At 61.4% G+C, this 26,801-nt stretch carries 26 protein-coding genes; 15 read left to right on the top strand and 11 right to left on the bottom strand.

Going from position 1 to position 26,801, the window contains the following annotated elements; translation table 11 throughout:
- Positions 1-4: 4 nt before the first annotated feature.
- From ASD70_RS01100 to ASD70_RS01075, 6 genes are all read right to left on the bottom strand, one after another.
- On the bottom strand, positions 5-1,144 hold the full coding sequence (locus ASD70_RS01100) for a DUF1120 domain-containing protein (protein ID WP_056845472.1): 1,140 nt from the start codon (positions 1,142-1,144) through the stop codon (positions 5-7).
- Between the two features lie 11 nt (positions 1,145-1,155).
- Positions 1,156-3,594 carry a fimbria/pilus outer membrane usher protein gene (locus tag ASD70_RS01095; RefSeq protein ID WP_177342305.1) on the bottom strand — a complete coding sequence of 813 codons (2,439 nt, stop codon included), beginning with the start codon at positions 3,592-3,594 and terminating at the stop codon, positions 1,156-1,158.
- Between the two features lie 117 nt (positions 3,595-3,711).
- On the bottom strand, positions 3,712-4,404 hold the full coding sequence (locus ASD70_RS01090; RefSeq protein ID WP_046071015.1) for a fimbria/pilus chaperone family protein: 693 nt from the start codon (positions 4,402-4,404) through the stop codon (positions 3,712-3,714).
- 30 nt (positions 4,405-4,434) lie between these two features.
- Complete coding sequence (locus ASD70_RS01085; protein WP_046071016.1) at positions 4,435-5,061, bottom strand: DUF1120 domain-containing protein; 627 nt, start codon at positions 5,059-5,061, stop codon at positions 4,435-4,437.
- 78 nt (positions 5,062-5,139) lie between these two features.
- On the bottom strand, positions 5,140-5,760 hold the full coding sequence (locus tag ASD70_RS01080; RefSeq protein WP_056845471.1) for a DUF1120 domain-containing protein: 621 nt from the start codon (positions 5,758-5,760) through the stop codon (positions 5,140-5,142).
- A 36-nt stretch (positions 5,761-5,796) separates the two neighbouring features.
- Positions 5,797-6,417 (bottom strand): DUF1120 domain-containing protein, encoded by a 621-nt coding sequence (locus ASD70_RS01075; RefSeq protein ID WP_056845470.1) that lies wholly within the window; start codon positions 6,415-6,417, stop codon positions 5,797-5,799.
- A gap of 462 nt (positions 6,418-6,879) precedes the next feature.
- Here ASD70_RS01075 and ASD70_RS01070 point away from each other — a divergent pair, with 462 nt between their 5' ends.
- The 7 genes from ASD70_RS01070 to dacB all read left to right on the top strand — a co-directional run bounded on the left by ASD70_RS01070 (position 6,880) and on the right by dacB (position 14,388).
- Positions 6,880-7,653 (top strand): response regulator, encoded by a 774-nt coding sequence (locus tag ASD70_RS01070; RefSeq protein WP_056845469.1) that lies wholly within the window; start codon positions 6,880-6,882, stop codon positions 7,651-7,653.
- Between the two features lie 190 nt (positions 7,654-7,843).
- Positions 7,844-8,479 (top strand): response regulator transcription factor, encoded by a 636-nt coding sequence (locus tag ASD70_RS01065; RefSeq protein WP_046071020.1) that lies wholly within the window; start codon positions 7,844-7,846, stop codon positions 8,477-8,479.
- Between the two features lie 247 nt (positions 8,480-8,726).
- Positions 8,727-9,347, top strand: a complete 621-nt coding sequence (locus ASD70_RS01060; RefSeq protein WP_233518665.1) for a DUF1120 domain-containing protein — start codon at positions 8,727-8,729, stop codon at positions 9,345-9,347.
- A 101-nt stretch (positions 9,348-9,448) separates the two neighbouring features.
- Positions 9,449-9,919, top strand: coding sequence for a nuclear transport factor 2 family protein (locus ASD70_RS01055; RefSeq protein ID WP_056845468.1), 471 nt, complete (start codon positions 9,449-9,451; stop codon positions 9,917-9,919).
- A gap of 36 nt (positions 9,920-9,955) precedes the next feature.
- On the top strand, positions 9,956-10,243 hold the full coding sequence (locus tag ASD70_RS01050; RefSeq protein WP_046071023.1) for a GIY-YIG nuclease family protein: 288 nt from the start codon (positions 9,956-9,958) through the stop codon (positions 10,241-10,243).
- Positions 10,244-10,358: 115 nt separating this feature from the next.
- Positions 10,359-12,773, top strand: coding sequence for a TonB-dependent siderophore receptor (locus ASD70_RS01045; RefSeq protein ID WP_056845467.1), 2,415 nt, complete (start codon positions 10,359-10,361; stop codon positions 12,771-12,773).
- A gap of 157 nt (positions 12,774-12,930) precedes the next feature.
- Entirely contained in the window at positions 12,931-14,388 is a 1,458-nt protein-coding gene (gene dacB, locus ASD70_RS01040) for a D-alanyl-D-alanine carboxypeptidase/D-alanyl-D-alanine endopeptidase (RefSeq protein ID WP_056845466.1), read from the top strand.
- 1 nt (position 14,389) lies between these two features.
- Here the strand turns inward: dacB and ASD70_RS01035 are convergent, their stop codons facing one another.
- Positions 14,390-15,169: an IclR family transcriptional regulator gene (locus tag ASD70_RS01035; RefSeq protein ID WP_056845465.1), complete on the bottom strand. Its 780-nt coding sequence runs from the start codon at positions 15,167-15,169 to the stop codon at positions 14,390-14,392.
- Positions 15,170-15,289: 120 nt separating this feature from the next.
- Between ASD70_RS01035 and hmgA the strand changes: the two genes are divergently transcribed.
- The 4 genes from hmgA to ASD70_RS01015 all read left to right on the top strand — a co-directional run bounded on the left by hmgA (position 15,290) and on the right by ASD70_RS01015 (position 20,027).
- Entirely contained in the window at positions 15,290-16,573 is a 1,284-nt protein-coding gene (hmgA, locus tag ASD70_RS01030; protein ID WP_056845464.1) for a homogentisate 1,2-dioxygenase, read from the top strand.
- Between the two features lie 3 nt (positions 16,574-16,576).
- Positions 16,577-17,863, top strand: a complete 1,287-nt coding sequence (fahA, locus tag ASD70_RS01025; RefSeq protein WP_056845463.1) for a fumarylacetoacetase — start codon at positions 16,577-16,579, stop codon at positions 17,861-17,863.
- A gap of 12 nt (positions 17,864-17,875) precedes the next feature.
- A complete protein-coding gene (gene maiA, locus ASD70_RS01020; protein ID WP_056845462.1) occupies positions 17,876-18,511 on the top strand; it encodes a maleylacetoacetate isomerase in 636 nt (211 codons plus the stop codon).
- A gap of 154 nt (positions 18,512-18,665) precedes the next feature.
- Positions 18,666-20,027, top strand: a complete 1,362-nt coding sequence (locus ASD70_RS01015) for an MFS transporter (protein ID WP_046071030.1) — start codon at positions 18,666-18,668, stop codon at positions 20,025-20,027.
- Here ASD70_RS01015 and ASD70_RS01010 read toward each other — a convergent pair.
- Entirely contained in the window at positions 20,024-20,827 is an 804-nt protein-coding gene (locus ASD70_RS01010) for a SirB1 family protein (protein WP_056845461.1), read from the bottom strand. The genes ASD70_RS01015 and ASD70_RS01010 overlap by 4 nt on opposite strands.
- 186 nt (positions 20,828-21,013) lie before the next feature.
- On the opposite strand from ASD70_RS01010, the gene ASD70_RS01005 reads away from it, so the two are divergent.
- Complete coding sequence (locus ASD70_RS01005; protein ID WP_046071032.1) at positions 21,014-22,033, top strand: Glu/Leu/Phe/Val dehydrogenase family protein; 1,020 nt, start codon at positions 21,014-21,016, stop codon at positions 22,031-22,033.
- Between the two features lie 55 nt (positions 22,034-22,088).
- Here the strand turns inward: ASD70_RS01005 and ASD70_RS01000 are convergent, their stop codons facing one another.
- Positions 22,089-22,349 carry a YebG family protein gene (locus ASD70_RS01000; RefSeq protein WP_003188807.1) on the bottom strand — a complete coding sequence of 87 codons (261 nt, stop codon included), beginning with the start codon at positions 22,347-22,349 and terminating at the stop codon, positions 22,089-22,091.
- A 422-nt stretch (positions 22,350-22,771) separates the two neighbouring features.
- On the opposite strand from ASD70_RS01000, the gene ASD70_RS00995 reads away from it, so the two are divergent.
- Both ASD70_RS00995 and ASD70_RS00990 read left to right on the top strand, forming a co-directional pair.
- The gene (locus ASD70_RS00995) at positions 22,772-23,017 is read left to right on the top strand and encodes a DUF6124 family protein (RefSeq protein WP_056845460.1); all 246 of its coding nucleotides are present in this window, start codon (positions 22,772-22,774) and stop codon (positions 23,015-23,017) included.
- 172 nt (positions 23,018-23,189) lie between these two features.
- Positions 23,190-23,678, top strand: a complete 489-nt coding sequence (locus tag ASD70_RS00990) for a phosphate-starvation-inducible protein PsiE (RefSeq protein WP_056845459.1) — start codon at positions 23,190-23,192, stop codon at positions 23,676-23,678.
- On the opposite strand, the gene ASD70_RS00985 is transcribed toward ASD70_RS00990, so the two are convergent.
- Both ASD70_RS00985 and ASD70_RS00980 read right to left on the bottom strand, forming a co-directional pair.
- Positions 23,675-23,992, bottom strand: a complete 318-nt coding sequence (locus tag ASD70_RS00985; RefSeq protein WP_056845458.1) for a DUF3509 domain-containing protein — start codon at positions 23,990-23,992, stop codon at positions 23,675-23,677. The two genes, ASD70_RS00990 and ASD70_RS00985, sit on opposite strands and share 4 nt — an antisense overlap.
- A gap of 333 nt (positions 23,993-24,325) precedes the next feature.
- Positions 24,326-25,702 carry an L-serine ammonia-lyase gene (locus tag ASD70_RS00980; RefSeq protein ID WP_046071069.1) on the bottom strand — a complete coding sequence of 459 codons (1,377 nt, stop codon included), beginning with the start codon at positions 25,700-25,702 and terminating at the stop codon, positions 24,326-24,328.
- A 137-nt stretch (positions 25,703-25,839) separates the two neighbouring features.
- On the opposite strand from ASD70_RS00980, the gene ASD70_RS00975 reads away from it, so the two are divergent.
- Positions 25,840-26,787, top strand: coding sequence for a LysR substrate-binding domain-containing protein (locus tag ASD70_RS00975; RefSeq protein WP_056845457.1), 948 nt, complete (start codon positions 25,840-25,842; stop codon positions 26,785-26,787).
- Positions 26,788-26,801: the final 14 nt, after the last annotated feature.

Here is a 26,801-nt window from a genome sequence, read left to right as displayed (position 1 = left end):
CTCCTTACAAGTAGATGATTTCGATGGTGCCAGAGCCGTTGATACGCACCACTTCACGCAGGTCCAGCGATTGTGTGGGGGCCAGGTAGGTCTTGATGCGTACGGTGCCGCTCAGGTTCTGGATAGCCACCGGCCCTGTGGTGGTGCCGAGCCTGTCGGTGAAACCCATGATGCTGTTGGCGGCCATGGGGATCTGGCGCTGGCTGGAGCTGCTCCAGGCCACGCCGTTGCTGGTGGAATCGGTTCGATACAGCGATGTGAAGGCATCGGCGGTGAATTCCGCCGGGTCGACCGTAACGAAATACACGCCGATTTTGTTGCGGCCGGCATCCAGGTCCAGACCGTAGGCGGTCTCATCGATACCACCGGTGGCCGAGCCTTCGCGGTTATCGTGCATGCGCAGGGCGAACGGGGTCGGCGCATCGCAACTGACGGCAAAGCCCAGGGTCCTCAGGGGCATCGGGGTTTCGGTGGTGGCGTTCAGGCTTTTCGCCGGCAGGACGCCGTAATCCACCACGCCATGATCGGACAGTGACGGTTGGCAGGCGGCCGGGGCAAAATGCGCGCGCAAGGTCAGTTCGCGGTAGCGCCCCTGCAACGGCGAGTAAAAGGTTCCGGACACTTCCCAGGTGGTGGCGTCTCGCACCCGGGTGGCGGCACTGTCGGCCCAGGCGCGCAGCGTCAGTTGCAGGGACAGGGTGCTGCCTGTGACCACGCTGCCCTGCAAGGTCGGTGCGATGCCATGGCCGGCGTGCCAGTCCTGCACACTGGCGTTGCTCAGCGGTGGCTGCCCCCGGGCGGCGAGCAAGCCTAACTCCACCGCTTTGCCATCGACCACACCGTTGCTGGCTTCAATCTGGTAGTGACCGTGCTCGGTAAATTGCAGTTGCTGCGCATCGGCGGCCAGGGCGCGGTAGAACAGGCTCAGGTCTTGGGGCTGGGGGCAATTGAAGGTCAGGCTCAGGCGCCGTTCGCCGAGCAGGCGTTGTGGCGCACTGTCGTTCTGGGCGATACGGCTCATCAAGCCGAAATCCAGCAGCGATTCGCTGAGCGTGAGCTGGCATTCATCCGCAGCCAAGACGTTGCCGGCCAGGCCGAGCAGTAGCCACAGGCTGATAGGGCGCAAGAAAGTCATACGGGACATCACGGTGATCCTCAAGGCGTTTGGCATCGGGCAGGGGCAGTTTCGAAATACACTGAGGGGTCGGCTTTCTTCGGCAACTCGAAGCGCAACACACAACGGCTGCCTCCGGGCAAAGTGACCCACAGCGTCGGCTGCTCCAACACATTGGGCAGGAACACTTGGCTGGAGTCCTGCACCAGGGTGACGAACTCACCCTCTGCGGTGCTGACCGAGGCGCCCCTCGGCAAGGGCGCGCCCTCATCGGTGCTGACGGTGAGCAATGCGCGGCGCGTCAGGCCCACGCCGAACTCGACCCGGTCCACCGCGCCGCGGCCTGCGGCGATCACCGCCAGGCCGTTGTTGATATCGGCGTTGCGCGGCAGCGAACGGGTCTGGACCTCCACCGGGCTGCGTCCATAGGCGCTCACCTGGGGCACTACCGCCTGGCCTTGCCAATCGGTCCAGACCGGCCCGCTGGGCGTGCTGACCTTGATCCCGCTCATCTCACCGACCGAGAGCAGGGCGAAGGTGTCGCGCACCGGGTAGGGTGAGAAGGTCACGCCATCACCATGCAGCACCACGCCGCCGCGTGCGCCGCCCTGGTAGCTGGAACGCTCGGCGTCGGAGCGGCTGTAGCTCAAGTCGAGTTGGGTGTAGCGCGGCAGGGCCGAGAGGCCCAGGGTGGTTTCCACTTGGTTATCGCGGGTGTCGTGCTCGGCGCTGACGCGATAGCTCAATTGATCGTCGAGCTGGTCGTTGATACCCACGCCGGTGCGGTGTTCGCCACCGGAATTACGTGCCCAGGCGCGCATCCGGCGATTCTCGCCCAGGGGCAGGCTGATATTCAGGTACACGGCATTGTCCTGTTGATTCTGCCCGCCCATCTGCCATTCGGCGCTGGCAGACAGTGATACCCCGCCGACGCTGGTGCCCCACGACGCCAGGCCTCGACTGCTGCTGCGGCCGTCGAAGCTAGCGGCGCGGGAAAACCCGGCACTGAAGGCGCCGAGCCAGGGGTGGGACCAGCCCAAGGTGGCGCTTTGCTGGTCGCGGTAACGCGAACGACTCTGCTCGTTGCTGACCTGACGGTAGGTGCTTTCTTCCAGCTCGCGATAGCCGGGGCTGCGCCAGGAATTGGCGACACTGAATGACCATCGCTCATTCAGGCGCTGTGACCAGGACAGGTCGGTCTGCACGCCAGACACCTGTTCCCAGCCGCTGCTATCGGAGAGCTGGCTGGTCAGTTGCACTTGGCTGTCCAGCCAGGGCAGCCAGTTCAGGCTGACGCCGCTGGCACGGTAGTCGTCGGCCACCGTCACGCCGCCGCTGACGCTCAGTTGCGCGTGCACGGGGCCGGTCCAGCCGGCGCTGGCCACCCAGGGGTCGGTGCCCTGTGCATCGCCGATATTGCGCACGCGGCCCGCCGCCAGGGAGTAGCCCGGGGCCGGCAAACCGAGGCCCAGCATCGCCGCCGGCACGGTGAACCGCCGTTCACCGCCGACGCTTTCCTTGATCGTGACCTCCACATCCGAACGGGTGTTGAGGCGCCGCACATCGCTCAGGGCAAATGGCCCGGCGGGCACCACCGTGGAATGGATCAACGCCCCGTTCTGGCGTACCTCGACTTGCGCCGGACTGTTGGCGATGCCTTCGATCACCGCGCCCTGGCCTTGCTCCTGCAGGGCTTGCTCGGTGAGTACCTGCACCCCGTTGATCTGCGCGCCGGCCAACACCGGGTTATAGAGGTTGATCTGCCCGGCTTGCAGCACCGCCTGGTGGCTGGCGAAGGTGCGCTGGGCATAGGCTTCCAGGTGGGTGCTGCGTGACAAGCCGTCCTGCCAGGTTTGCACCTGGCGGCTGCGTACGATCCAGTCGCCGGCATTGAACCCGATTTCAGTATTGGCCGAGCCGAACCGGCTGGCATCATCGCCGTAACGGTTGTAGAAACCACTGAGGTCGTAGTTGAGCAGACCGGCGAACCCACCGGTTTCATACCCCGAAACATCCTGGGGCACCGGGCGTAAGGCATCGGTGGGTACCACCAGTGCCACCGAGAGCGTGGCCGGATCCGGCTCCACCAGGCTTTGCGGGTACTGCCCGATAAAATCGTGGCACGGGCCGCTGTCGTTGGGCGTCAGCAGATGGGCAGCCTCCAGCAGGCCGCGGTCGAAGCACAGCCTGCCCTGCTGATCGAACGCCACCTCTAGCCGCCCTCGACGCTGGCCGTTGACCCGCAGGGTGATCTTATGCCGGCCAGCGGCGAAACGCGGCGCGTCCAGCAGCAGGCTCGCCAGTTGCGGATCAATGCCGCGCTGGTTCAGGGTCTGTGCGTCGAAGCCTGGCCTTGGCGCGGCGTCGGGCCACGCCTTGGCCGGCACCAGTGCGCACAGCAATACCAGGGTCGCCAACGGTGGACGGGCAGATGCAGCGGGCACGGCTTCGCCGTCACGGTAACTCAGGACTGTTTTCACGAAAGGCACTCAATCTGGTGGACGCCCGGTGCCGGCCCTGGCTACGTTGGCGGCGTCCTGGCAACGGTCGATGCGCCGTCACTCGTTATGCAGGCGCCTGCCTGGCGCCTGTTGGTTTCAAAGGGTGATAGGCGCGTCGTAGGCGGCCACGGCAAAGCCATACACGGTGGCCGGCTGCAGCCGCACCTGGGTCGCTGGCCCGCCGGTAGCCGGCACATTGAGGGTTTCGCCGGGCAGCACATAAGTGCGTGGCAAGGTCGCCTGGCCGTCGCCGGGCAGCAGGCGCAGTTCCTGGGCGAGGCGCACCACATACGGCGTATCGTTACGCACCTGCAATGTGCCGTCGCGCAGGGTCCAGGTCAGGTCGGTCCAGGGTGTGCGATTAATCGCCAGGCCCTTGGGATGCACGATCACCGGCAGGTTCTGGCGTACGGTCACGCCGACCCGGGCGTGCCCGGCTTCGGTGGCGGCCCGGCCCTGGGGCATGCCTTCAAAAATCGCGCGTTTGAGGCGCTGAGTGCGCAACGGCGCCTGGTTTTGCAGGATGAAGCGCACCAGTTGCGACTTGCCGCTTTCCACCCTGGACAACGGTGGCGTCACCACCAGCAGCGGCTCGGAGTCTTCGGGAATGTCTTGCAAGGTCACGTGCAGCAAGGCCAGGTTGCTGTCGGTGTTGGTGACCGAGACAGCCGCCTCACCATCGGCTTCGTGGATGATTACCACGGAGGTGTCGGGCACCATGCCGTCAGCCTGGGCATTGAGGCTCAACAGTAAGGCCAGGGTCGCAAGTGTGAGGCGTGTCGACGTCATGACGAAGTTTCCATTGGGCAAGTGAGTGGGTCAGAGGTAGCGCAAGTCCAGGACGACGGAACCGTCGAGGGGCACTTCCTGATCCAGGGTCAGGTACTGCGAAAAGTTGATCGAGGTGTCGACCCGCAGTTGGACGTTCAACTGGCGGATGAAGTCCGGTAGACGGTCGCCGGGCAGGGCGAACCCCATGTAGGACCTGGGATAGGCATTGGGCTCCGCCGCCCAGGTTTCGCCGCTGTCGTAGGAAGCCAATACCTGCATCGTCTGGGCGTCGCCTACCGGGTTACGCAACGACAGTGCCACGGAGCCGAGGCGTTCTTGGGGGGCGTGGACATTTCTGCCCAGGCCGTAGAAGTAATCCGGTGCCAGGGATGAATCCGCACGGTTGTCGATGCCCACCAGGGCAAACAGCATCGGCCGGTTACAGCGCACCGTCAGTTCCAGCAGTTGAGCCGGCAATACGGTGAATTCGTCGCTGCTGAGGGTGTGGGCGGGAATGCGGCCGTGATCGACGGAGCCGTTGTCGGACAGTTCCACATTACAGGCGTCAGGGGTCAGCCTGCCGGTCACCGTAAGGTCGACGAAGGAGGCCGCGAGCGCCGGGGCGGCCAGTGTCAGTGCGAGTACGACAGCAAAAAGGCGAGGGCGCATGTTCATCGGTGCAGGTCACTGGGTCGAATGAGGGTGGCCGATACGAAAAAAAGCCCATGCAGGCCGGCATGGGCGTACAGCAGATTAGAGATACATCACGGTCAGGGTGGCTGAACCATCAATCTGGACTTCATTGCTCAGGTCCAGGCGATCCGTGCGGTTGATGGTGGTATCCACCTCCAGGTCCAGCAGCAGTTCTTGCACCGGCACCGGCTGAGTCGGGTCACTCATGTCGGCTACCGAAATGTAAAAGTTGGGGTCCCAGAATTTTTCAAGGAACCAATTGTCCTGGCCGTTGATAGAGGCAATGGACTGCACTGCGACGCCGTCAGCGATGGGGTTAATGACTCTGATGTGATAGTGGCCGAGTTTCTCGGTGCCATTGATCAGGCCCAAACCGTAATCGCCGTTACTGATAGACGAGCCTTTACGATTGTCTTCCGATTGCAGCGCAATAAGGGTCTGCCCCTCGCAGACCACCGCCATCGTCAGGGTGTGCAAACCAATCATTGTCGGGTTGTCGGGGTTGAGGTCCTTGGCGGAAATCTTGCCATGGTCAATCACGCCGCCACTGGACAGGCTCGGCGTGCACGCGCTGGGGACGATCAGGCCCTTGACCGTCAGGTCCACGGTCGAGGCAGCGAAACTGGTTGTGGTGGCGAGCAGCAGCGTCGCGCTGGTCAGTGCGCCAAGTAGTGTTTTCATGGGACATGTTCCTTCGATGGGGTCTGTATGCAGCGGTTACAGGTACATGAGTTGTACGGTGGCGTGGCCGTCCACCGGCACTTCGTCAAGCAGCGTCAGGCTGTCGCTGGGCGCGATATGGGTGTTGAGCCTGAGGTTGGCCTGGAACTGGCGCACCGCGACCGGCACCGGCACGTTGTTGATCGCCACTGCCGTCAATACGGTGGGGTTGAGCTGGGTGCCCAGTTGCCACGTCGTGCCGCCATCGCTTGAGTTGATGGTCTGGGCGGGCAGGTTGTCGGCCAGCGGGTTATACAGGTTGAAGCCGGCGCCGCCGATCTTCTCGCCTTCTGCGGTCATGCCCAGGCCATGCCAGTGCGGGTGATTGGCGCTGGAGCCGGGCCGGTTGTCGATGGTGTTCAGGGTGAACAGCGTCGGCCCTTCGCAGCTCACGCTCAATTGCACGGTCTGCCGGGGCAGCGGAGTGTATTGGTCGGCATTGAGCTCTTTGGCCGACATTTTTCCGAAATCGACCACGCCGCCGCCGGTAATCAGGGTTTCGCAGGCGCTGGGGGTAATTACCCCGGTAACGGTGAGGTCCTGGGAACTGGCCGCGAAGGCGGGGGGCGCGCAGGTAATCAACAGAACGCTGCCAAGGGCAACCAAATGCTTGTTCATAAATGTGTTGTTCCGGTGTGTGACCAACAGGCGAAAACAGACCCATGGCGACCCACTGCAGCAAGGCAAGTGCTGTCAGGTCTGGTTTATAGCCGCCCTTGATAAATGTGGCGGGTCGTTACCCTCTGGCGGGGTGCAAACAATTTAGTCAGCGCCGTTACACACGGATATACAACTTTTACGACATTGGCCCAGCGGCAAGTAAAGGGAGGCGGGGTAAAGCTATTTAAGCGAGAAAGTTTTTTTTCGTAGTTGTTGTATCGTCAGTCATACATCTGAAAGGATATTTTGAGTGTGCGATTACAGTTATTTGAACGGCTTTGAGGGCTGCGCTATGCAGCGCCTTGAATGTCTGTTCCTGGCTGTTACGTCAGTGCTGCCCGAACTCAAGTAGTACTGCAAGGAGCACCTGATGAGGTAAGCGGGCGTGCTTTCGAGCGATGTCGCTTCGCAGAAAAACTGATGCGCCATGCCGCGACACCGGCACATTGGCGACAACAGTGTGTATTGGTAGTGGAGGATCACTGCGTCTTCAGGGCGATGATGGGCTGGCAACTGGATAAGCTCGGGCTGAGCCACCACTTGGTCGAGAATGGCAGCAGTGCCATGGCGGCCATTGCGTGCCGGCGTTTTGACCTGGTGATCAGCGACTGTCAGATGCCGGTCATGGATGGGTATAGCCTGGCGCGTGCCATACGCCAGCGCGAGCAAGACCTGGGGTGTGAGCGAGTGCCGATCATTGCGCTGACCGGCAACCTGGTGCACGACGACCCGCAACGCTGCCGCGACGCCGGCATGGATGCCTGGTTGCTCAAACCGCTGGCCCTTGAACCGTTGCGTGACATGCTGATGCGCTGGCTGCCCGGCGAGCGGGTAGCGCTTCCGAGCCGGTCGCCGGGCGTTTCTGCGCCGGGGTGGCCTACCCGCGCCAGCCTGGTCGAGCTGTTTGGCAGCCCGCAGGTCGTGGATCAGATGCTGCGTAGCCTGCTCACCGAAGCGCTGCTGGACACCCAGGCACTCACTCACGCACGCAACGCCTTGGATGCCAGATTGACTGCTGAGCGCTTGCATCGCCTGGTAGGCAGCCTGGCCTTCTTGGGTGGCGCGGGGCTGGAGTCCAGGGGCAGCGCCTTGATCAGTGAGGTACGTACCCATGGCGTGGCATTCAACCAGCAGAAGTTGGAAGTGTTCCAGCGCGATCTGGCGGCTTATCTCGACTACTTACGTGAATTGTGACGATTTGTCGAAGTTGAACGGTTTTGTCGTGACTTTGGAGTGTAAGAATTTTCCTTTTGTTCTGTAAGTTCAAAACTACCCCCTTCAAAACATGGGGTGCGGCTGAACCTCACTTGCTGTTACCGGTTGTTACCAATCGCCAGCAAGGTTATTTTGCGTGCATTCAATTTGCCATCATTCGTGGGTATGTATGCTTCGTGTAATTATTGCTGACGATCATCCCATTGTACGTATTGGGCAGAGAGTGGTGATTGAGGCGGGCGGCAGGTGCAAGGTGGTCGCGGAGGCCAACGGTCCCGATGAGTTGCTCAACTTATTGGCCAAGGTACCTTGCGATGTGCTCGTCACTGACTTCGCCATGCCCGGGGGGCAGCAGGCCGACGGTTACGGCCTGTTGAGCCTGTTGAGTCGCCAGTACCCGGCGCTGCCGGTGATTCTGGTAACCATGTTCGCCAACATCGCTACCTTGCGCGCCTCATTTGCCCATGGCGCACGCGCCATCGTTGCCAAGAGCGCCTCGGCCAAGGAACTGCCCCTGGCGATCAAGGCAGTGTGCGCCGGCCAGAACTTCGCCAGCGAGTCCCTGCGCGAGCAGTTGGTGGAGGCAGGGCCGGGTGATCAATCGCAACAGCCGCAGCTGTCGGGCAAGGAGCGCGAGGTGGTGCGCATGCTGGCCAGCGGCATGACCGTCAGCCAGATTGCGGCGCGGGTCAATCGCAGTATTTCCACCATCAGCAAGCAGAAAAGCACGGCCATGCACCGGTTGTGTATATCCACGGATGTGGACTTGTTCGCTTATGCGCGTGCCGCAGGCATGGTGCCTTAGAAAGTTGCAGTTTTATGACAGTGGTTGATTAACTAGTGTGCGATTTTGGATTCGTATTAGTTGTATTCAGCTCAAGGTCGACCTGCTCTAAGTTGTGATGGTCTTTCTGTCGTTACTGCGATGGGCTGACATCCCTAGTCTAATTAGTTGAGTCGAACTTCAGGTTGGCAAAACGCCGGAGTGCGTTGTTCGATCCGTTGATAATCGGCCGAAAGTGAGCATTGATATGCAACCGTCTCGTGCACTTATGACCGCCGCCCTTTGGCTGGCGGGTGTTTCCAATGTAATGGCTGCGTCCAGTGTGGACCTCAGTGTGGTCGGCAAGATCACACCGGCAGCCTGTACGCCTCTCTTGTCCAATGCCGGCGTGGTGGACCATGGCAAGATCTCGGCCCAGGACCTGCATCCTACCGGCTACACGAAGCTGCCGGACGCCTCGCTTGAGTTGTCGGTCACTTGTGATGCGCCCACCTTGCTGGCGGTCAAGAGCACTGATAACCGTCCCGGCACCTCGGCCGAGCAGTTGGGCTCGGCTTCAGTGTTTGGCCTGGGCCTGGCCAGTGGCAATGAAAAAATCGGCTGGTACAGCCTGATGATGGCGCAAGTGAGCGCCGACGACGTACCGGGTATGCCGATTGAGTCGGCCAATGGCAACATGTGGCTCGATGCTGCGGGCAACACGGTCTGGCAGCCGGGCTTTCTGCGCAGCATCAAGGACCCGGGCAACGCCACTCCGACACCATTGGCGATGACCACCTTCAAGGGCGTGCTGGAGGTGTCCACGACACTCACCTATAAGAGAAACCTGCCGATCAGCGAAGAGATCCAGATAGACGGCAGCGCCACCCTGGAAGTGGTCTACCTCTGATACCGCCGGGCATCGCTCATCGACGCGGTGAATAGCCATGGCTTTCCCACGCGGTGCGGACTATCGTTCAGTCCTTCCTGAACCACGTGCGAAGCCTGCCCATGAGTGATGCCCATAACGCCCTGATTACCCAGTTCTACCAGGCTTTCCAGCGCCTGGACGCTGAAGCCATGGCCGCCTGCTACAGCGACGACGTGGTGTTCAGCGACCCGGCTTTCGGTGAGCTGCATGGGCGTGATGCCGGTGACATGTGGCGCATGCTCACCACCCGTGCCAAGGACTTCTCCCTGACGTACGACCAGGTGCGCAGTGATGAAACTACTGGCAGCGCGCACTGGGTGGCGACCTATCTGTTCAGCGCCACCGGCAATACCGTGGTCAACGATATCGGCGCCAGGTTTGTGTTTCGCGATGGCAAGATCTGCGAACACCATGACCACTTCGACCTGTGGCGTTGGTCGCGCCAGGCCCTGGGCCTCAAGGGCCTGTTGCTGGGTTGGTCGCCTGCGCTGAAAAACGCTGTACGTGCCCAGGCCCGCAAAGGCTTGAAGGCATTCCAGGCTGGTCGTTGATAAGATTGGCCTCCCTGCGGTTTGCCGAAACGACTTGTGACTGATCCTTCTGAATCCAAACCCTGGTTTGTCTACCTGGTGCGCGCCGCCAATGGCTCGCTGTATTGCGGCATCAGCAATGATCCGGTGCGCCGCTTTGCCTCCCATCAAAGCGGCAAGGGCGCGCGGTTTTTCTTGTCCAGCCCGGCTGTTGCGCTGGTTTATACCGAGCAGTGTGCAAGCAAAGGGGAGGCGTTGCGCCAGGAGCGGCTGATCAAGAAGCTTAAGAAGAGCGCCAAGGAATGCCTGGCGGCGAGCGGCTCGTTGATTGACAGGGGCGGCTAGGGCATCCGAGAAAATATTTTCTGATTCAGGTGAGGTAAACCCACGGCCCATCCGTGTAGTGCATGAACTGCGATCTATTCGCATTAACAGCGTTCTCTACACGGGTTCTCACAGCATGAAGTCAGCGGCAGGCGGTTGGGTAAAACAGTGGCTGGGAGCCTCGGTATTAGCGGTGTCGGGGTTGGCATTGCTGCCGCTTGGCATCGCCCAGGCGCAGGAGCAGCAAAGCGCCCAGTTCACGTTTGCCCTGGCCGCCAAACCGTTGCCCCAGGCCTTGAGTGATTTCAGCCGGGTCACGGGCCTGAGCGTGATCTATACCGATGACGCGCCCTATGGCCTCAATGCCCCGGCCGTCAGCGGGCAGATGAGTGCGACCCAGGCCCTGCAACGCCTGCTGAGCCATTCAGGTTTTACCTTCCGCCAGATCGACGCCCGCACCCTGGCCCTGGAGCCGGTGCCTACCGACGCAGCGGTGAGCCTCGGCGCCACCACCATCAGCGCAGCCAACCCGACCCAGGACAGCACCAGCTACCAGCCGCCGCCCACCAGCTCGGTGATGCGCTCCCATGGCCTTCTGCTGGAAACCCCGCAAACCGTCAACGTGGTGCCGGCCCAGGTGCTGCGCGACCAACAGCCGCGCAACCTGGATGACGCCCTGGGCAATATCAGCGGCATCACCCAGTCCAACACCCTCGGCAGCACCCAGGACGCGGTGATGTTGCGCGGTTTTGGCGACAACCGTAATGGCTCGATCATGAAGGACGGCATGCCGGTGGTGCAGGGCCGGGCCATGAACGCGACCGCCGAACGGGTCGAAGTGCTCAAGGGCCCGTCGTCTTTGTTGTATGGCATCCAGGACCCGGGTGGCGTGGTCAATATCGTCAGCAAGAAGCCCGAGCTGATGCAGTCCACCTCGCTGACCGCCCGTGGCTCAAGCTTCGGCAGCGGCAAGAACGGTAGCGGTGGCAACCTGGACACCACCGGCCCGCTCGGTGACAGCGGCCTGGGTTATCGGCTGATTGTCGATCATGAAGATGAAGACTACTGGCGCAACTACGGCACCCATCGTGAGACGCTGGTGGCGCCGTCCCTGGCCTGGTATGGCGACACCACCCAAGTGGTAGCGGCCTATGAGCACCGCGAATTTCTTGCGCCGTTCGACCGTGGCACCGCCATCGATCCCAAGACCAACCATCCGTTGAACATCCCCGCCACCCGTCGCCTGGATGAGCCATTCAACAACATGGAAGGCCGCTCGGATTTGTACCGCCTCACGGTCGATCATGATCTGAACGACGACTGGAAGGCCCACTTCGGTTACAGCTGGAACCGCGAGACCTACGATGCCAGCCAGGTGCGGGTGGTCAAGGTCAACACCAACGGCACCCTGACCCGCAGCATGGACGGCACCCAGGGCGCGTTGACCACTGACCGCTTTGCCACCGCCAGCCTCGAGGGCAAGGTCAACGTGGCCGGTATGCAACATGACTTGGTGTTCGGCCTGGACGACGAGTACCGCAAGATCTACCGTGCCGATCTGATCCGCCAGGCGCCGCGTGGCACGTTCGACTACACCAACCCGGTGTACGGCAACGAAGTGGCGGGGTCCAAGGTCAGCGCCCCGGACAGCAACCAGACCGATCTGCTGCGCAGTGATTCGCTGTTCTTACAGGACGCGATTCACCTGAACGATCAGTGGATCCTGGTTGGCGGCGCGCGCTACCAGATGTACGACCAATACGCCGGCAAAGGCGTACCGTTCACTGCCAACACCGATGGCAACGGGCAGAAGTGGGTGCCGCGTGCCGGCCTGGTGTATCGCTACACCGATGAGCTGTCGTTCTACGGCAGCTATACCGAGTCGTTCAAGCCCAACTCCACCATCGCGCCACTGGCGAATAAAACCGTGCTGGACGGCAGCCTGCAACCGGAAGAGTCCAAGGCCTGGGAGCTGGGCACCAAGTTCGATATGCCGGGACGTATCACTGCGAGCGCGGCGCTGTTCACGATCGACAAGCGCAATGTGCTGGTGCAGGTGGGTGAAGGCTTGACGTCGGTCTACAGCGTGGCAGGCAAGGTGCGCTCCCGTGGTCTGGAGCTGGATGCCAGCGGCCAGTTGACCGACAACTGGAGCCTGATCGGCAGCTATGCCTACACCGATGCCGAGGTCACCGAAGACCCGACGCTCAAAGGCAACCGCCTGCAGAACGTGGCGAAAAATACCGGCTCGCTGTCGGCGGTGTATGACTTCGGCAGCATCTTCGGCGGTGATCAACTGCGGGTCGGCGGGGGCGCTCGCTATGTGGGCGAGCGTGCCGGGGACGCGGCCAACAGCTTCGAACTGCCGAGCTACACCGTGGCCGATGTGTTCGCCAGCTATGACACCAGGCTTGAGGGGCAGAAGGTCAAGTTCCAGCTCAACGTGAAGAACCTGTTCGACCGCACTTACTACACCTCGTCGGTGAATACGCAGTTTGTGTCCATAGGCGATGCGCGGCAGGTGTCGGTGTCCAGCACACTTACCTTCTAACGCCATCCCTTTGTAGGAGCGAGCTTGCTCGCGAAAAACGTCAATGCTCACGCGGGCTGCCTGGTTTAACGCGTTGCCTGTGCGTTCTTCGCGAGCAAGCTCGCTCCTACAGTGTTAGCGTTGCCGTTATTGTTGATTTTGCGGGAACGGCACACTGATGCACTTTGGAAAATGGTTTCACACCAGCACCCTGCTGGTCGGCTTGAGCTTTTTACTGGGTGGCTGCGCCAGCGTATCGCAGACGTCCACGCCTGCCACCCTGGACAAACTGTTAAGCGACCCGGCGCTGCACGGCGCCACGGTGTCGCTGATGGTGCGCGATGCCCGCACGGGCACCACGCTCTACCAGCACAACCCACGCACACGGTTGGTGCCCGCTTCCAACCTCAAGCTGCTGACCACGGCAGCGGCGATGGATGTGTTGGGGCCGCAGTACCGTTTCTCTACCCAGTTAGTCAGTGATGGCATACGTCAGGGCGACCGTCTGACTGGCAACCTGTACCTGCGTGGACTCGGCGACCCGAGCATCCAGTTCGCCGACTACCAGGCCCTCGCCGCGCAGTTGGCCAGCCAGGGTGTGCGCCAGGTGCAGGGCGACCTGGTGTTCGATGACACCTGGTTCGATGCCGAGCGGCTGGGTGTCGACTGGTCCCATGATGATGAAACCACCTACTACGGCGCGCAGATTTCGGCGCTGACTGTGTCACCCAATGCGGATTTCGATGCCGGCAGCGTGCTGGTCACCGCCAAGGCGCCGTTGCGGGCCGGCTCGCCAGTGGGTGTCGATATTTTCCCGCCCACCGATTACCTGCAACTGAGCAACCGCGCCGTGAGTGGGCCGGGCAACACCTATGGAATCAACCGCCGCCATGGCACCAACCTGCTGCAACTCAGCGGTGCGGTGGCTCCGGGGCGACAGAGCCAGCAACTGATCAGTGTCTGGGAGCCGACGCAACTGGTGGCCAATCTGTTTGAGCAGGCGCTGGCGCAGCAGGGGATTAAAGTATTAGGGCGTCGAGTGATGGGCGCGGCAAGTCCGGCAGCAGTGACAGTGCTGGCCGAGCACCAATCGGCGCCATTGCAGGAGCTGATCGTGCCGCTGCTCAAGCTCTCGAACAACAACATGTCCGAAGCCTTGCTCAAGGCCATGGGCCGCCAGACCGCCAACAGCGGCACGGCGGCGGCGGGCGTGACGGCGGTGGCCGGGTTCTTGAAGCGCCAGGGGGTGGACACAAGCAGCCTCAATCAAGTCGACGGTTCCGGCCTGTCGCGGCGCAACCTGGTGTCGGCGCAAACCCTCACCGACCTGCTGCTGGCCGCGAGCAAACAGCCATGGTTCAACGCCTGGTACAACGCGCTGCCGGTTGCCGGCAACACTGACCGCATGACGGGCGGCAGCCTGGGTTATCGCCTGCGTGGCACCTCGGCCGAAAACAACCTGCATGCCAAGACCGGCTCCATGGGCGGCGTGTCGTCATTGAGCGGCTACGTTACCGACGGCCACGGGCGCAAGCTCGTGTTCTCGATGCTGACCAACAATTATGTGGTGGCCGGTGCGCAGGTCAAGGCGCTGGAGGATCGCCTGGCTGTGGCTTTGTCACGCAGCGAGGATTGATTCAGGGCTGATAGCCCATGCGCCAACTCACGGCCCGGGTCGCCGCCAGCAGATGCTGCGCCGCCGGGCCATCTTCATCGGCGTGGAACAGCGACGTCGGGCCGACTACGGTCATCACCGCTGCCACCTGCCCGACGGCATTGAACACCGGCGCCGACAACGCATCCACGCCGGGCATCAGCAAGCCATGCACAAAATGCAGGCCACGGCTGCGGATCTGCTCGCACACCGTGGCGTAGGCCTGATCGTCCGCCAGCGAGTGGGCGATGCCGGCTTGAATCTCGCGTTCGCGCAATTCCACGGTTTCCCGCGACGGCAGGTAGGCGCTGAACACCAGCCCGGTGGACGAGCTGAGCAGCGGCAACACCGAGCCCAGCTGTGTGACCACAGTGACGGCACGCACCGCCGGTTCGATCTGCACCACTGTTGCGCCCTGGTTGCCCCACACCGCCAGGAAGCAGGTTTCATTCAATTCATCGCGCAGCTCCGCCAGGGGCATGGCGCCGACTTTCAACACATCCATGCTGCCCAGCGCCGCCAGGCCCACGCGCAGTGCTTCGCGGCCCAGGCCGTAATGGTTGGTGGCGGGGTTCTGTTCGGCAAACCCCGAGGCGATCAGCGCCTGCAAATAGCGGTGGACCTTGCTCGCCGGCATCTGCACATGGTCAGCCAGACGTGACAGTGAAGTGGCCGGAGACAGTTCGGCCAGGGCCTTGAGAATATCGGTGCCGACTTCCGCCGAGCGGACTTTCTGTTTACCGGTGTCGCGGGGCTTTTCCATGGAAGGGCGAGAATCCGAGAGATGAATGGGCGTCTTTATAGCTTGACGCTCGATAGCGATCAAATTACGTTATGCGTAACTGGATTACGATAAAAACAACTTGTGTACAGAGGATGATCCATGCACCTCGAATATCTATCTGGCTTTGGCAATGAATTCGCCAGCGAAGCCTTGCCTGGCGCGCTGCCGGTCGGTCAGAACTCGCCACAAAAAGCCCCTTACGGGCTCTATACCGAACTGTTTTCCGGTACCGCCTTCACCATGGCCCGCAGCGAAGCGCGGCGTACCTGGCTGTACCGCATCCAGCCGTCGGCCAACCACCCGGCGTTCATCAAGCTGGAACGCCAATTGGCCGGTGGCCCGCTGGGCGCAGTAACGCCCAATCGCCTGCGTTGGAACCCCTTGGATCTTCCGAGTGAGCCGACGGACTTTATCGACGGCCTGGTCGGCATGGTGGCCAACTCGGGGTCGGAAAAACCTTCGGGCATCAGCATCTATCACTACCGCGCCAATCGCTCCATGGAGCGCGTGTTCTTCAATGCTGACGGCGAACTGCTGATCGTCCCCGAACAGGGTCGCCTGCGCGTCACTACCGAACTGGGCGTGCTGGACGTCGAGCCGCTGGAAATTGTCGTACTGCCCCGCGGGCTGAAGTTCCGTATCGAACTGCTGGACGCGCAAGCACGCGGCTACGTCGCGGAAAACCACGGCGCCCCGCTGCGCCTGCCCGACCTGGGCCCGATCGGCAGCAACGGCCTGGCCAACCCCCGCGACTTCCTTACACCGGTTGCCCACTATGAAGACCTCAAGCAACCTACAACGCTGGTACAGAAATTCCTCGGTGAACTGTGGGCCTGCGAGCTCGATCATTCGCCACTCAACGTGGTCGCCTGGCACGGCAATAACGTGCCGTACAAATACGATCTGCGCCGGTTCAACACCATCGGCACGGTGAGTTTCGATCACCCGGACCCGTCGATCTTCACCGTATTGACTTCGCCCACCAGCGTGCACGGCCTGGCCAATCTCGACTTTGTGATTTTCCCGCCGCGCTGGATGGTGGCCGAGAATACCTTCCGTCCGCCGTGGTTCCACCGCAACCTGATGAACGAATACATGGGCTTGATCCAGGGCGCCTACGATGCCAAGGCCGAAGGCTTCCTGCCCGGCGGCGCGTCGCTGCACAGTTGCATGAGCGCCCACGGCCCGGACGGCGAGACCTGCACCAAGGCCATCAATGCAGACCTGGCGCCGCACAAGATCGATAACACCATGGCCTTCATGTTCGAGACCAGCCAGGTGCTGCGCCCGACTCAGTTCGCCCTCGAGTGCCCGCAACTGCAACCCGCTTATGACCAGTGCTGGGCCGCACTGCCCGCCACCTTCAACCCGAATCGGAGATAACCCATGACGCAATCAACGCTTGCCCGCAGCTGGGTGGCCTCCGCCAACGGCCACGCGGATTTCCCCCTGCAAAACCTGCCCCTGGGCATATTCAGCATCAATGGCTCGGCACCGCGCAGTGGCGTGGCGATTGGCGACGCAATCCTCGACCTGCATGCCGCGTTGGATGAGTTTGACGGTGAAGCCCGACGCGCCGTCGAGGCCACGGCGGGTGGCCAACTGAACGCGTTTTTTGAACTCGGCCGTGGCCCTCGGGTTGCCCTGCGCGAGCGCCTGCTGGAACTGCTGGCCGAAGGCAGTAAGCTGCAAACCCGCGAGGCGCAGGTGCTGCACCGTGCCGCCGATTGCCAGATGCACTTGCCGGCCAGGATCAATGACTACACCGACTTCTACGTCGGCATCGAACACGCGCAGAACGTTGGCAAATTGTTCCGCCCGGATAATCCATTGTTGCCGAACTACAAGTACGTGCCGATTGGCTACCACGGCCGTGCCTCGACCATTCGCCCGTCAGGCACGGATGTGCGGCGCCCCAAGGGCCAGACCCTGCCGGCCGGCCAGACCGAGCCGACCTTCGGTCCCTGTGCACGCCTGGACTACGAATTGGAATTGGGCATCTGGATCGGCCAGGGCAATGCCATGGGCGACGCGATTGCCATTGGCGATGCCGCCGAACATATCGCCGGCTTCTGCTTGCTCAACGACTGGTCGGCGCGGGATATCCAGGCCTGGGAATACCAGCCGCTGGGGCCGTTCCTGTCCAAAAGCTTTATCACCAGCATCTCGCCATGGGTGGTGACGGCCGAAGCGCTGGAGCCATTCCGTAAAGCACAACCGGCGCGGCCCGAGGGTGATCCACAACCCTTGTCGTATCTCTTGGATAAGCGCGATCAGAACGCGGGTGCCTTTGATATCGAACTGGAGGTGCTGCTCACCACGGCTTTGATGCGTGAGCAGAACCTGCCCGCTCATCGTCTGACTTTGAGTAACACCGAACACATGTACTGGACCGTGGCGCAAATGGTCGCGCACCACAGCGTCAACGGCTGCCAGTTGCAGGCCGGTGATCTGTTCGGCTCGGGCACCTTGTCCGGTCCGCAACCGGGGCAGTTTGGCAGCCTGTTGGAGATCACCGAAGGCGGTAAGAAGCCAATCGAATTGCCCAGCGGGGAGGTGCGTAAATTCCTTGAGGACGGCGACGAAATCATCCTGCGTGGCCGTTGCATCCGCGAAGGTTTTGCCAGCATCGGCTTTGGTGAATGTCGCGGCACCGTGGTCGCGGCGCGCTGAGAGGGCAGGGCAATGGAACTCTATACCTACTACCGTTCCACCGCGTCGTATCGGGTACGAATTGCCCTGGCGCTCAAGGGCCTGGACTTCACCGCGCTGCCGGTCAACCTGCTGGTGCCGACAGGCGGCGCCAATCACCAGCCCGAGTACCTGGCGATCAACCCGCAAGGGCGCGTGCCGGCGTTGCGCACTGATGAAGGCGCGTTGCTGATTCAGTCACAGGCGATCGTTGAGTACCTGGAGGAATGTTATCCACAGGTGCCGCTGCTTCCGAAAGATCCCGCGTCCCGTGCCCACCAGCGCGCAGTTGCGTCGATCATCGCCTGCGATATCCACCCGTTGCATAACTCCAGCACTCAAAACCTGTTGCGTAAGTGGGGGCATGATGAAACGCAACTGCTCGAGTGGATCGCCCATTGGGTCAGTCAGGGATTGGGCACGGTGGAGCAGTTGATTGGCGATGACGGGTTTTGCTTCGGCGCGCAGCCGGGCATGGCGGACGCGTTTCTGATACCCCAGCTGTACGCGGCCGAGCGCTTCAAGGTGCCGCTGGGGGCGTACCCGCGTATCGGCCGAGTAGCGGCGTTGGCGGCGCAGCATCCGGCGTTTGTGCAGGCTCATCCTGCCAACCAACCTGACACACCTTAGCTTTCAGAAATTGCCTAAATCCAAATGTGGGAGGGGGCTTGCTCCCGATTGCTGTGTATCAGCAATAAGTTTGTCAACTGACACACCGCTATCGGGAGCAAGCCCCCTCCCACATTTGATCGTGCCAACATAAAAAAAATAAAGGTCCCTTGCGATGCACAATCAGATTGCCAGCTTTCGCGCGGCACTCGACGCCCGCCCGGTGTCGCGCTATCAATGGTTGATTCTCCTGTTGCTGGCACTGCTACTGGTCACCGATGGCTATGATGCCCAGGTGCTGGGTTATGTGGTGCCGGCGCTGGCCAAGGATTGGGGCCTGGAAAAAGCCGCGTTCGGCCCGGTCTTCAGTGCCAACCTGCTCGGCCTGACCCTGGGCTCACTGCTGGTGACGCCGCTGGCGGATCGGTTTGGCGTGCGACGTATTTTGCTGGCCTGTGTGCTGATCTACGCCAGCCTCACAGTGCTGATGGTATTTGCCAATTCCCTGACCACCCTGATGACGGCGCGGTTTATCTGCGGCATCGGCATGGGCGGTGCTATGCCCAGCGCCATGGCATTGATGTCGGAATATTCGCCGCCTCGCTTGCGCACCTTGATGGTGACCTTGGCCGCGTGTGGCTTTTCGTTCGGCGGCGCGGCGGGCGGGTTTGTAGCCGCCGGCTTTATCGACGGCTTTGGTTGGCAGGCGGTATTCCTGGCCGGCGGTGTGACGCCGTTGTTGCTGTTTCCATTCCTGATGTGGCTGTTACCGGAATCCCTGCCGCGTCTATTACGCGATAAGCCGCCGTACCTGCGATTGCGCAAGGTCACGGCGCGCATGTTGCCCGACTGGCAACCGCCACTCGCGAGCGAAGCCGAAAACCTGCGGGAGCAGGGCAGTAAGTTCACGGTGGTGGAACTGTTCCGAAATGGTTACGCGCGCCCGACGTTGCTGATCTGGGCGACCTTTTTTGTCAGCCTGATCCTGCTGTACTTCATGATCAGCTGGTTGCCTTCACTGCTGCTCGAAAGCGGCCTGGCGCTGAATGAAGCCAACCTGGTCACCTCCATGTTCCTGTTCGCCGGCACCTTGGGCGCGATCCTCATGGCCTGGTTTGCCGACCGCCTGAAAAGCAAAGTGCGGCTGCTGTGCGGCGTACTGGCGGCAGCGGCGTTGTGCACCGTCCTGCTGGGCTTGAACCACGACAACCCACGCTACCTGGTGGCCTGCGTGTTTGCCGCCGGGTTCTGCATCATTGGCGGGCAACTGACCCTCAATGCGTTTGCGAGCAATTTCTACCCGGCGCAGGTGCGCGCCACCGGCACGGGCTGGGCATTGGGTGTGGGGCGGTTCGGGTCAATTCTGGGGCCGTTGTTTGGCAGCCTGTTGCTGGCGATGCATATACCGGTGCAGCAGATTTTCTTTTTCTGCGCGATTCCGGCGGTGATGGCGGCGCTGTTGATTATCCAGGTGCGCTCGCCGGGCGTGAGCGAACCCATAGACCCGGCGCATAACGACATTCTCAAGGCGTCCTAATGCACCACTGAATTGGGCGGCAGGTGCCCCAGCCGCTCGGTCAGGCGCAGACGCTGGATGGGGTCATCACTGAGCATCAGCGCATGTTCCAGGTCAAAGCGTTCAGCACTCGGGCAGTCCAAGCGCTGGTACAGGCTGGCCCGCGCCAGGTAGTCGGCGGCGTTGGCACTGCCCAGTTCCAGCACGCGCTCGGCGTCTACCAAAGCGGCCAGCGGTTCGTCGTTGGAAAGGTGCAGTTGGCGCAGGTTGCGCGACAAGCGTTGCAGAATCGCCCGTGGTTCGGCGGTATGCAGGTGGTCGGCCTGCAACTTGAGTTTCGGCCCGTATTGCCGGTGCAGCAGCTCGCGACAGTCATTGGGGTACAGGCGCCGTCCACCGCACGGGTCGAGCAGGTGATCGGTACCGGGCACCCGCAGCAGGAAGTGGCCCGGGAAGTTCACACCGACCATGGGGATATCCAGGCGCCGCGCCATTTCCAACGCGATCAGGCCCATGGCCAAGGGCTGCCCGCGTTTGCGTTGCAGCACCTTGTCGAGCAATACGGCAGCGGGACGCAACGGGGTGTGGTCATCCTGGGCGAACCCGAGGTCATTCATGCGCCGCAGCAGCGGTTGGCCCAGCTCGTCCGCCGGCAACATGGGCATGCCCAGGCTGACCTGTTGTTGTAGCGCGGTGAGATCCTGCAGGATCAACAGTGGCTGCACACTGGCGTCGTGTTCGGCAGCAATCCACAGCGCCGCTTCGAACAGCGCAGGGGGTGAACGGTCCAGGCAGGCGAAAAAGGCGGTGCGGGGATTCATTGCGTTCTCCGGCGGATGCCCTGTTTTAGCCTTGCAGGGAATTTTCGTCCAGCGTCTTAAGAAATATCCCGCGCTCTTATGTCGTAGATCCCACGAAACAGCGCGGCTTATTCCAGTGCAATCCAGCAGTTTTCTACCGCCGGCCTATACTTGGCCCACTACCAGAAGTGATTCGGGAGCTCGAAGATGTTTGCGCTCATGCACAGCACCCGCCTGGAATCGCTGCACCTGAGCGTCGACCCGGTGACCGGGTTGAAGGCGATCATTGCCATCCACGACAGTCGCCGCGGGCCTGCCTTGGGCGGTTGTCGCTACCTTGCTTACCCTGACGATGAAAGTGCCGTGGCCGATGCTGCGCGGCTGGCCCAAGGCATGAGCTATAAGGCCGCGTTGGCTGGGCTGCCGGTGGGCGGCGCTACTGCGGTAATCATGCGTCCTGCGCACGTGGAAAGTCGTGCGGCCCTGTTCGAAGCATTTGGCCGCTGTATCGAAAAACTCGATGGCCGCTACATCACCGCCATCGACAGCGGCACCTCAGTCGCCGATATGGACTGTATCGCCCAGCACACCCGCTTCGTCACCAGTACCACCGCCGCCGGCGACCCTGCGCCCCATGCTGCCATGGGCGTCTTCGCCGGCATCCGCACCACCGCCATGGCGCGCCTGGGCAGCGACAACCTCGAGGGCCTGCGCGTCGCGGTGCAGGGCCTGGGCAACGTCGGTTATGCCCTGGCCGAGCAACTGCACGCCGCCGGTGCCGAATTGCTGGTCAGCGACATTGATCACGGCAAGGTGCAGCTGGCCATGGAGCAACTGGGCGCCCACCCCATCGCCAACGACGCCTTGCTCAGCACCCCCTGCGACATCCTCGCGCCCTGCGGCGTGGGTGCTGTCTTCAACCGCAGCAGCGTTGGTCAGCTGCGTTGCGCCGCGGTGGCCGGTTCGGCCAGCGCCCAACTGACCAACCTGGACATCGCCGACCAGTTGGAAGGCCGTGGCATCCTCTACGCCCCGGACTACGTGATCAATTCCGGTGGCCTGATCTACGTCGCCCTCAAACACGCCGGCACGGACTTGCCTGGCATCACCGCGCACCTGTCGAACATCGGCACGCGCCTGACCGAAATCTTCGCCCACGCCCAAGCCGAAAAACGCTCCCCGGCACGGGTGGCCGACGAGCTGGCCGAACGCCTGCTGTACAAATAGCCCAGGCATTAAAAAGGCCCTGAATCGATGATTCAGGGCCTGTTCAATTCGGGCTTTACTCTGCCGCCGGGTTCAGCAACTCGGACAGCGCGTCCGGTTGGCTCTTGAACGCCTTGGCAAATACATCGCGGTTCTTCGCCATGTAGATCCCGGCTTCTTCCACCTGCTGCTCGCTCAGCGACGGCACGGCTTTTTGCAACACTTCTGCCAGCAATTCAGCGAGTTCCAGCATTTTGTCATGACGGTCAGCTTCGGCTTTATCCATGAACAAACGCTCCAGATCTCGGCTGCTGCGGTATACCACTTCGACGGCCATTCACCACCTCACATGCCTTCACGATAGTTGTCTTTTGCGACTACTGTATTTATATACAGCGAAAAGGATAAGCCAAACGTTGGGGTTTGGATAGTAGGTTTTTAATGTAGTTGGGAAATGGGGGTTTGCTACACCGGAAATTTCTGACAACTTGCCGGGGTTGCGCTGGAATTGTCCGGTGGCTTACCTTCCTCGGGCGCTGCATTTGCAGCGAGTGGGCTTGGCGGCCCAACAAGGAAGCGCAACGACCCCCCCTGTAAGAATGTTGGATTTTTGCATTAGCATTCTTCTGCCATGGCGGGTTGCGCATGGACCCTTCGGGGTGCCGGGGTGTTCCTTGCCGGTCCGCCAACCTTGTGCAATCCGTCACCCAATCTGCTTGGCGGCAGCCGGTGATGGTTTCTTAACTAAGGAACTAGGCCATGAAAAAACACACACCCAACCCCCCGCCTACTGAGTCGGTGCTATTCAGTGTCACACCTGAGGCAGACACAGAGACCTTACTCGCAAACGCCAGCGAAACGCTGAGCAGTGCCTGTGAGATGGCCAATAAGCTGGCATTCGACCTTGAAGGTCCGCAGCAAAGCCTGGTCCTGGCAATTCATCAGTTGATTGAAATGGGCGGTCTGCTGGTCGAGCGCGCGCTGGAGCAAGTCGCACCAACTTGATGCTAAGGCCCGATCGTTCTCACACTCGTGGGAACGATCCGAGCACAATTAAGTGCCTCGTGTCACTCGGCCACCATCTCACTATCCTGCCTATGGCCTTGTTTCTGCATGCAGAACAACCGTCACGTCCAACCCGCATTATCCGGTCGAGCCGACCTAAGGAAACACCATCGTGAAAATCAACTGGGCCGAAAGGCTGCGCCAGCAAGTCCATGGGCTGGCCGAGTCCCTGGGCAATCTGTTTGTAGAGTCGTTCCACTACCTGGCGCTGTTTGCCATCGGAGCGGTAACCGCCTGGGCAGCGGTGATGGAATTTCTGGGGATGCTGGAGAACGGGCACATCAAGATCGATGACATCTTGCTGCTGTTCATCTACCTGGAATTGGGCGCGATGGTGGGGATTTACTTCAAGACCAACCACATGCCCGTGCGCTTCCTGATCTACGTGGCGATCACCGCGCTGACGCGCCTGCTGATCTCCAACGTGTCACACCACAACCCGCCGGATATCGGCATCATCTACCTGTGCGGTGGCATCCTGCTGTTGGCGTTTGCCATCCTGGTGGTGCGCTACGCGTCGTCGGCTTTCCCTTCGGTGAAGGTCGAAGGCCCGCGTCGCAAGGGCGAGGCGAGCCTTGAAACCGAGAAAGGTGAGCTTTAAAGCCCGACGCTGAACGGCAGGGTACGGGCGGGCGGTTGCTGCAGGAGTTTGTGGTTGTCGCCGTCCGTCATCAGTTCGAGGATTTCCACGGCGCTATGGCCCTGCTCGATGGCGATGCCGAACTGGATGCTCTGTACCAGGCGTCGCAGCCTTTGCGGGTCGTTGCGCTGTTCGGCGCTGATCATGCGCTTGGCCACCACGCCGGTTTCATCCGACAGGGTGAGCATGATGCTGCCGTCCAGCCGCTGGATGCTCAGGTTAACGCGGTATTGGGGGCTGAAGGTATCGGTGATGATCTGAAAAGGGTTGTCCATGGTGCGTTACCGCCTGATAAGAACATGCAGTCATTGACGGCCGGTGTCGGGATTAGTTCGCATTGCCTGACCATCGGCCAAAGTCCGTTTTCCTCGTAAGTTCTACAGCAAGCCTCGTGCCGTACAAGCGCTGAAGTTTTAATGTGGGAGGGGGCTTGCCCCCGATAGCGGTCTTTCAGCCAAGTATTTATTGGCTGACACACAGCTATCGGGGGCAAGCCCCCTCCCACATTTGTTCTGTGTGGCTATTGGGGGCGGTGAACTGTTTCAGGGCAACGCTGAGAAAATGATCGCAGACAGCGCAGTCGGGATGCTCGGGTAGGAGTGCCCTAATCAGCACTCCACCCAGCTGACCGCCAGGCCGCCCCGTGACGTTTCTTTGTATTTGTCATGCATGTCGGCGCCGGTATCACGCATGGTGCGGATCACCCGGTCGAGGGAAATGAAGTGCTTGCCGTCGCCGCGCAGGGCCATTTGCGTGGCGTTGATCGCCTTGACCGCGGCAATGGCGTTGCGCTCGATGCACGGCACTTGCACCAGGCCGCCAACCGGGTCGCAGGTTAGGCCGAGGTTGTGTTCCAGGCCGATTTCGGCGGCGTTTTCCAGTTGCTCCGGGGTGGCGCCGAGTATATCGGCCAGCCCGGCGGCGGCCATGGCGCAGGCCGAACCGACTTCACCCTGGCAACCGACTTCGGCGCCGGAGATCGAGGCGTTTTTCTTGCAGAGAATGCCGACGGCGGCAGCGGCCAGGAAGAAATTTACTACGTCGTCATCGGACGCATCAGGGTTGAACTTCATGTAGTAATGCAGCACCGCCGGGATGATCCCCGCTGCACCATTGGTCGGCGCGGTGACCATGCGCCCGCCGGCGGCGTTTTCTTCGTTGACGGCGAGGGCGAACAGGTTGACCCACTCCATCGCCGACAGGGTCGAGGTGATGACGTTGGGTTTGCCAATTTCCAACAGGCTGCGGTGCAATTTTGCCGCCCTACGTGGCACATCCAGGCCACCGGGCAGGATGCCTTCATCACGCAGGCCCTGTTCCACGCAGTCGCGCATCACCGACCAGATATGCAAGAGGCCGCTGCGGATCTCTTCGTCGCTGCGCCACGCGCGTTCGTTGGCCATCATCAGTTCGGAAACCCGCAGGCCGTGCTTGTTGCACAGGGCCAGCAGTTCCACCGCGCTGGAAAAGTCGTAGGGCAATTGCACATCGCTGGTCGGGGCAATGCCCGAGGCGGCCTCTGCAGCTTCGATGATGAAGCCACCGCCAACCGAGTAATAGGTTTGCTCGCTCAATAAGCCGTCGTCGCCATAGGCGTGCAAGGACATGGCGTTGGGGTGGTAAGGCAGGCTTTCATCCAATAGCAGGAGGTCGGTTTGCCAGTTGAAGGCAATTTCCTGGGAACCCGCAAGCAGTAATTGGCCGGACTCGCGCAGCTGCTGGATGCGTGCATTGATCGAGGTGGGGTCGACCTTATCCGGCCATTCGCCCATCAGGCCCATGACACAGGCGCGGTCGGTGGCGTGGCCGATGCCCGTGGCGGACAGCGAGCCGTACAGGCGTATCTCGACGCGGCGGGTCTGGCTGAGCAACTGCTGGTCGACCAACGCCTGGGCGAATGTTGCCGCAGCGCGCATCGGGCCGACGGTGTGGGAGCTGGAGGGGCCAATGCCCACTTTGAAGAGATCGAAAACACTGATAGCCATGCTAAACCCTTACAAGCAATGGAGTAGAAATCGCTGCCATGTTTTGTAGGACGAGCGCAATTAGGGCGATACTGAGCCTATAGATCGACACTGACCAACGAATTGTTCTAAGACACCCTTTAGCAGGACTAAACCCTATGACCCGCCCCCTCAATGGCCAGACCTATGTCTGGTTGCATGTTTTCTCCTGCGCTGCACGGCACCTGTCGTTCACCCGCTGCGCCGAAGAACTGCACATCACACCAGGTGCGGTGAGCCAGCAGATTCGCCAGCTGGAGGAACGCCTGGGGTTTCGGTTGTTTCATCGGCGTGCGCGCGGGGTGGAGCTCAGCGCTGAGGGGCAGCGCCTGGCGGCCGTGGTGGGGGAGGCCTATGGCAGCATTGATGCGGAATTGCGGCACCTGGACGCGGGAATGATCAGCGGCACCTTACGCTTGCGTTCGATCCCGTCGTTTCTCGGCAAGTGGCTGACCCCGCGCCTGCCGCGTTTGCAGCAGCGTTTTCCGGATATTCAATTGCGCCTGGTCGCCGAGGACAGCAGCATCGCCTTGCATGAAGGTGATTTCGACCTTGCTATTGACCTGAACGACGGCAGCTACCCCGGCTTGTTATCCACAGCCCTGCTGGACGAGCAGATATTCCCGGTATGCGCGCCCAGCTTGTTGCGTGGCCGGCCACCGTTGCACGGCCCGGCTGACCTCGCGCACTTCCCACTGCTACACGACATCACCGCCTGGCGTGGGAGTTATGAATATGCCGAGTGGGAGTTTTACCTGAATGCCATCGGCTATCACGGTGCGGATGTGCGGCGCGGGCATACCTTCAATCGCAATCACTTGACCATCGAAGCCGCCATTGCCGGCATGGGCGTGGCAATTGCGCGGCGCACCTTGCTCAATGATGAACTGGAGCGCGGCACCCTGATCGTGCCATTCGGCGTGGCCGTGCCCAACCATAAACGCTACGTGCTGCTGTACGCGCCAGGTGCGTTGAACCATCCGGGCGTGCGTGCGGTGCATGATTGGCTGGTAGAGGAAGCAGGGGTTTTTCGCGTTTTGCACCCTTTGGCAGAGGCGCAATTATGAGATTGGTTGGTCGT

Origin of the sequence: Pseudomonas sp. Root569 (assembly GCF_001427465.1) — a bacterium.
GTDB lineage: Bacteria > Pseudomonadota > Gammaproteobacteria > Pseudomonadales > Pseudomonadaceae > Aquipseudomonas > Aquipseudomonas synxantha.
This window is presented reverse-complemented; position numbering and strand designations above follow the sequence as displayed.

What these genes read in the sequence shown, in the direction of transcription:
- ASD70_RS01010 (WP_056845461.1), bottom strand. Translation starts at nt 20,827, where the DNA reads ATGAATCCCCGCACCGCCTTTTTCGCCTGCCTGGACCGTTCACCCCCT.
- ASD70_RS01085 (WP_046071016.1), bottom strand. Translation starts at nt 5,061, where the DNA reads ATGAACATGCGCCCTCGCCTTTTTGCTGTCGTACTCGCACTGACACTG.
- ASD70_RS01000 (WP_003188807.1), bottom strand. Translation starts at nt 22,349, where the DNA reads ATGGCCGTCGAAGTGGTATACCGCAGCAGCCGAGATCTGGAGCGTTTG.
- dacB (WP_056845466.1), top strand. Translation starts at nt 12,931, where the DNA reads ATGCACTTTGGAAAATGGTTTCACACCAGCACCCTGCTGGTCGGCTTG.
- ASD70_RS00985 (WP_056845458.1), bottom strand. Translation starts at nt 23,992, where the DNA reads ATGGACAACCCTTTTCAGATCATCACCGATACCTTCAGCCCCCAATAC.
- ASD70_RS01060 (WP_233518665.1), top strand. Translation starts at nt 8,727, where the DNA reads ATGACCGCCGCCCTTTGGCTGGCGGGTGTTTCCAATGTAATGGCTGCG.
- hmgA (WP_056845464.1), top strand. Translation starts at nt 15,290, where the DNA reads ATGCACCTCGAATATCTATCTGGCTTTGGCAATGAATTCGCCAGCGAA.
- ASD70_RS00980 (WP_046071069.1), bottom strand. Translation starts at nt 25,702, where the DNA reads ATGGCTATCAGTGTTTTCGATCTCTTCAAAGTGGGCATTGGCCCCTCC.
- ASD70_RS01015 (WP_046071030.1), top strand. Translation starts at nt 18,666, where the DNA reads ATGCACAATCAGATTGCCAGCTTTCGCGCGGCACTCGACGCCCGCCCG.
- ASD70_RS00975 (WP_056845457.1), top strand. Translation starts at nt 25,840, where the DNA reads ATGACCCGCCCCCTCAATGGCCAGACCTATGTCTGGTTGCATGTTTTC.
- ASD70_RS01080 (WP_056845471.1), bottom strand. Translation starts at nt 5,760, where the DNA reads ATGAAAACACTACTTGGCGCACTGACCAGCGCGACGCTGCTGCTCGCC.
- ASD70_RS01070 (WP_056845469.1), top strand. Translation starts at nt 6,880, where the DNA reads ATGCGCCATGCCGCGACACCGGCACATTGGCGACAACAGTGTGTATTG.
- ASD70_RS01100 (WP_056845472.1), bottom strand. Translation starts at nt 1,144, where the DNA reads ATGTCCCGTATGACTTTCTTGCGCCCTATCAGCCTGTGGCTACTGCTC.
- ASD70_RS01045 (WP_056845467.1), top strand. Translation starts at nt 10,359, where the DNA reads ATGAAGTCAGCGGCAGGCGGTTGGGTAAAACAGTGGCTGGGAGCCTCG.
- ASD70_RS01005 (WP_046071032.1), top strand. Translation starts at nt 21,014, where the DNA reads ATGTTTGCGCTCATGCACAGCACCCGCCTGGAATCGCTGCACCTGAGC.
- ASD70_RS01035 (WP_056845465.1), bottom strand. Translation starts at nt 15,169, where the DNA reads ATGGAAAAGCCCCGCGACACCGGTAAACAGAAAGTCCGCTCGGCGGAA.
- ASD70_RS01090 (WP_046071015.1), bottom strand. Translation starts at nt 4,404, where the DNA reads ATGACGTCGACACGCCTCACACTTGCGACCCTGGCCTTACTGTTGAGC.
- fahA (WP_056845463.1), top strand. Translation starts at nt 16,577, where the DNA reads ATGACGCAATCAACGCTTGCCCGCAGCTGGGTGGCCTCCGCCAACGGC.
- ASD70_RS01065 (WP_046071020.1), top strand. Translation starts at nt 7,844, where the DNA reads ATGCTTCGTGTAATTATTGCTGACGATCATCCCATTGTACGTATTGGG.
- ASD70_RS00995 (WP_056845460.1), top strand. Translation starts at nt 22,772, where the DNA reads ATGAAAAAACACACACCCAACCCCCCGCCTACTGAGTCGGTGCTATTC.
- maiA (WP_056845462.1), top strand. Translation starts at nt 17,876, where the DNA reads ATGGAACTCTATACCTACTACCGTTCCACCGCGTCGTATCGGGTACGA.
- ASD70_RS01075 (WP_056845470.1), bottom strand. Translation starts at nt 6,417, where the DNA reads ATGAACAAGCATTTGGTTGCCCTTGGCAGCGTTCTGTTGATTACCTGC.
- ASD70_RS01055 (WP_056845468.1), top strand. Translation starts at nt 9,449, where the DNA reads ATGAGTGATGCCCATAACGCCCTGATTACCCAGTTCTACCAGGCTTTC.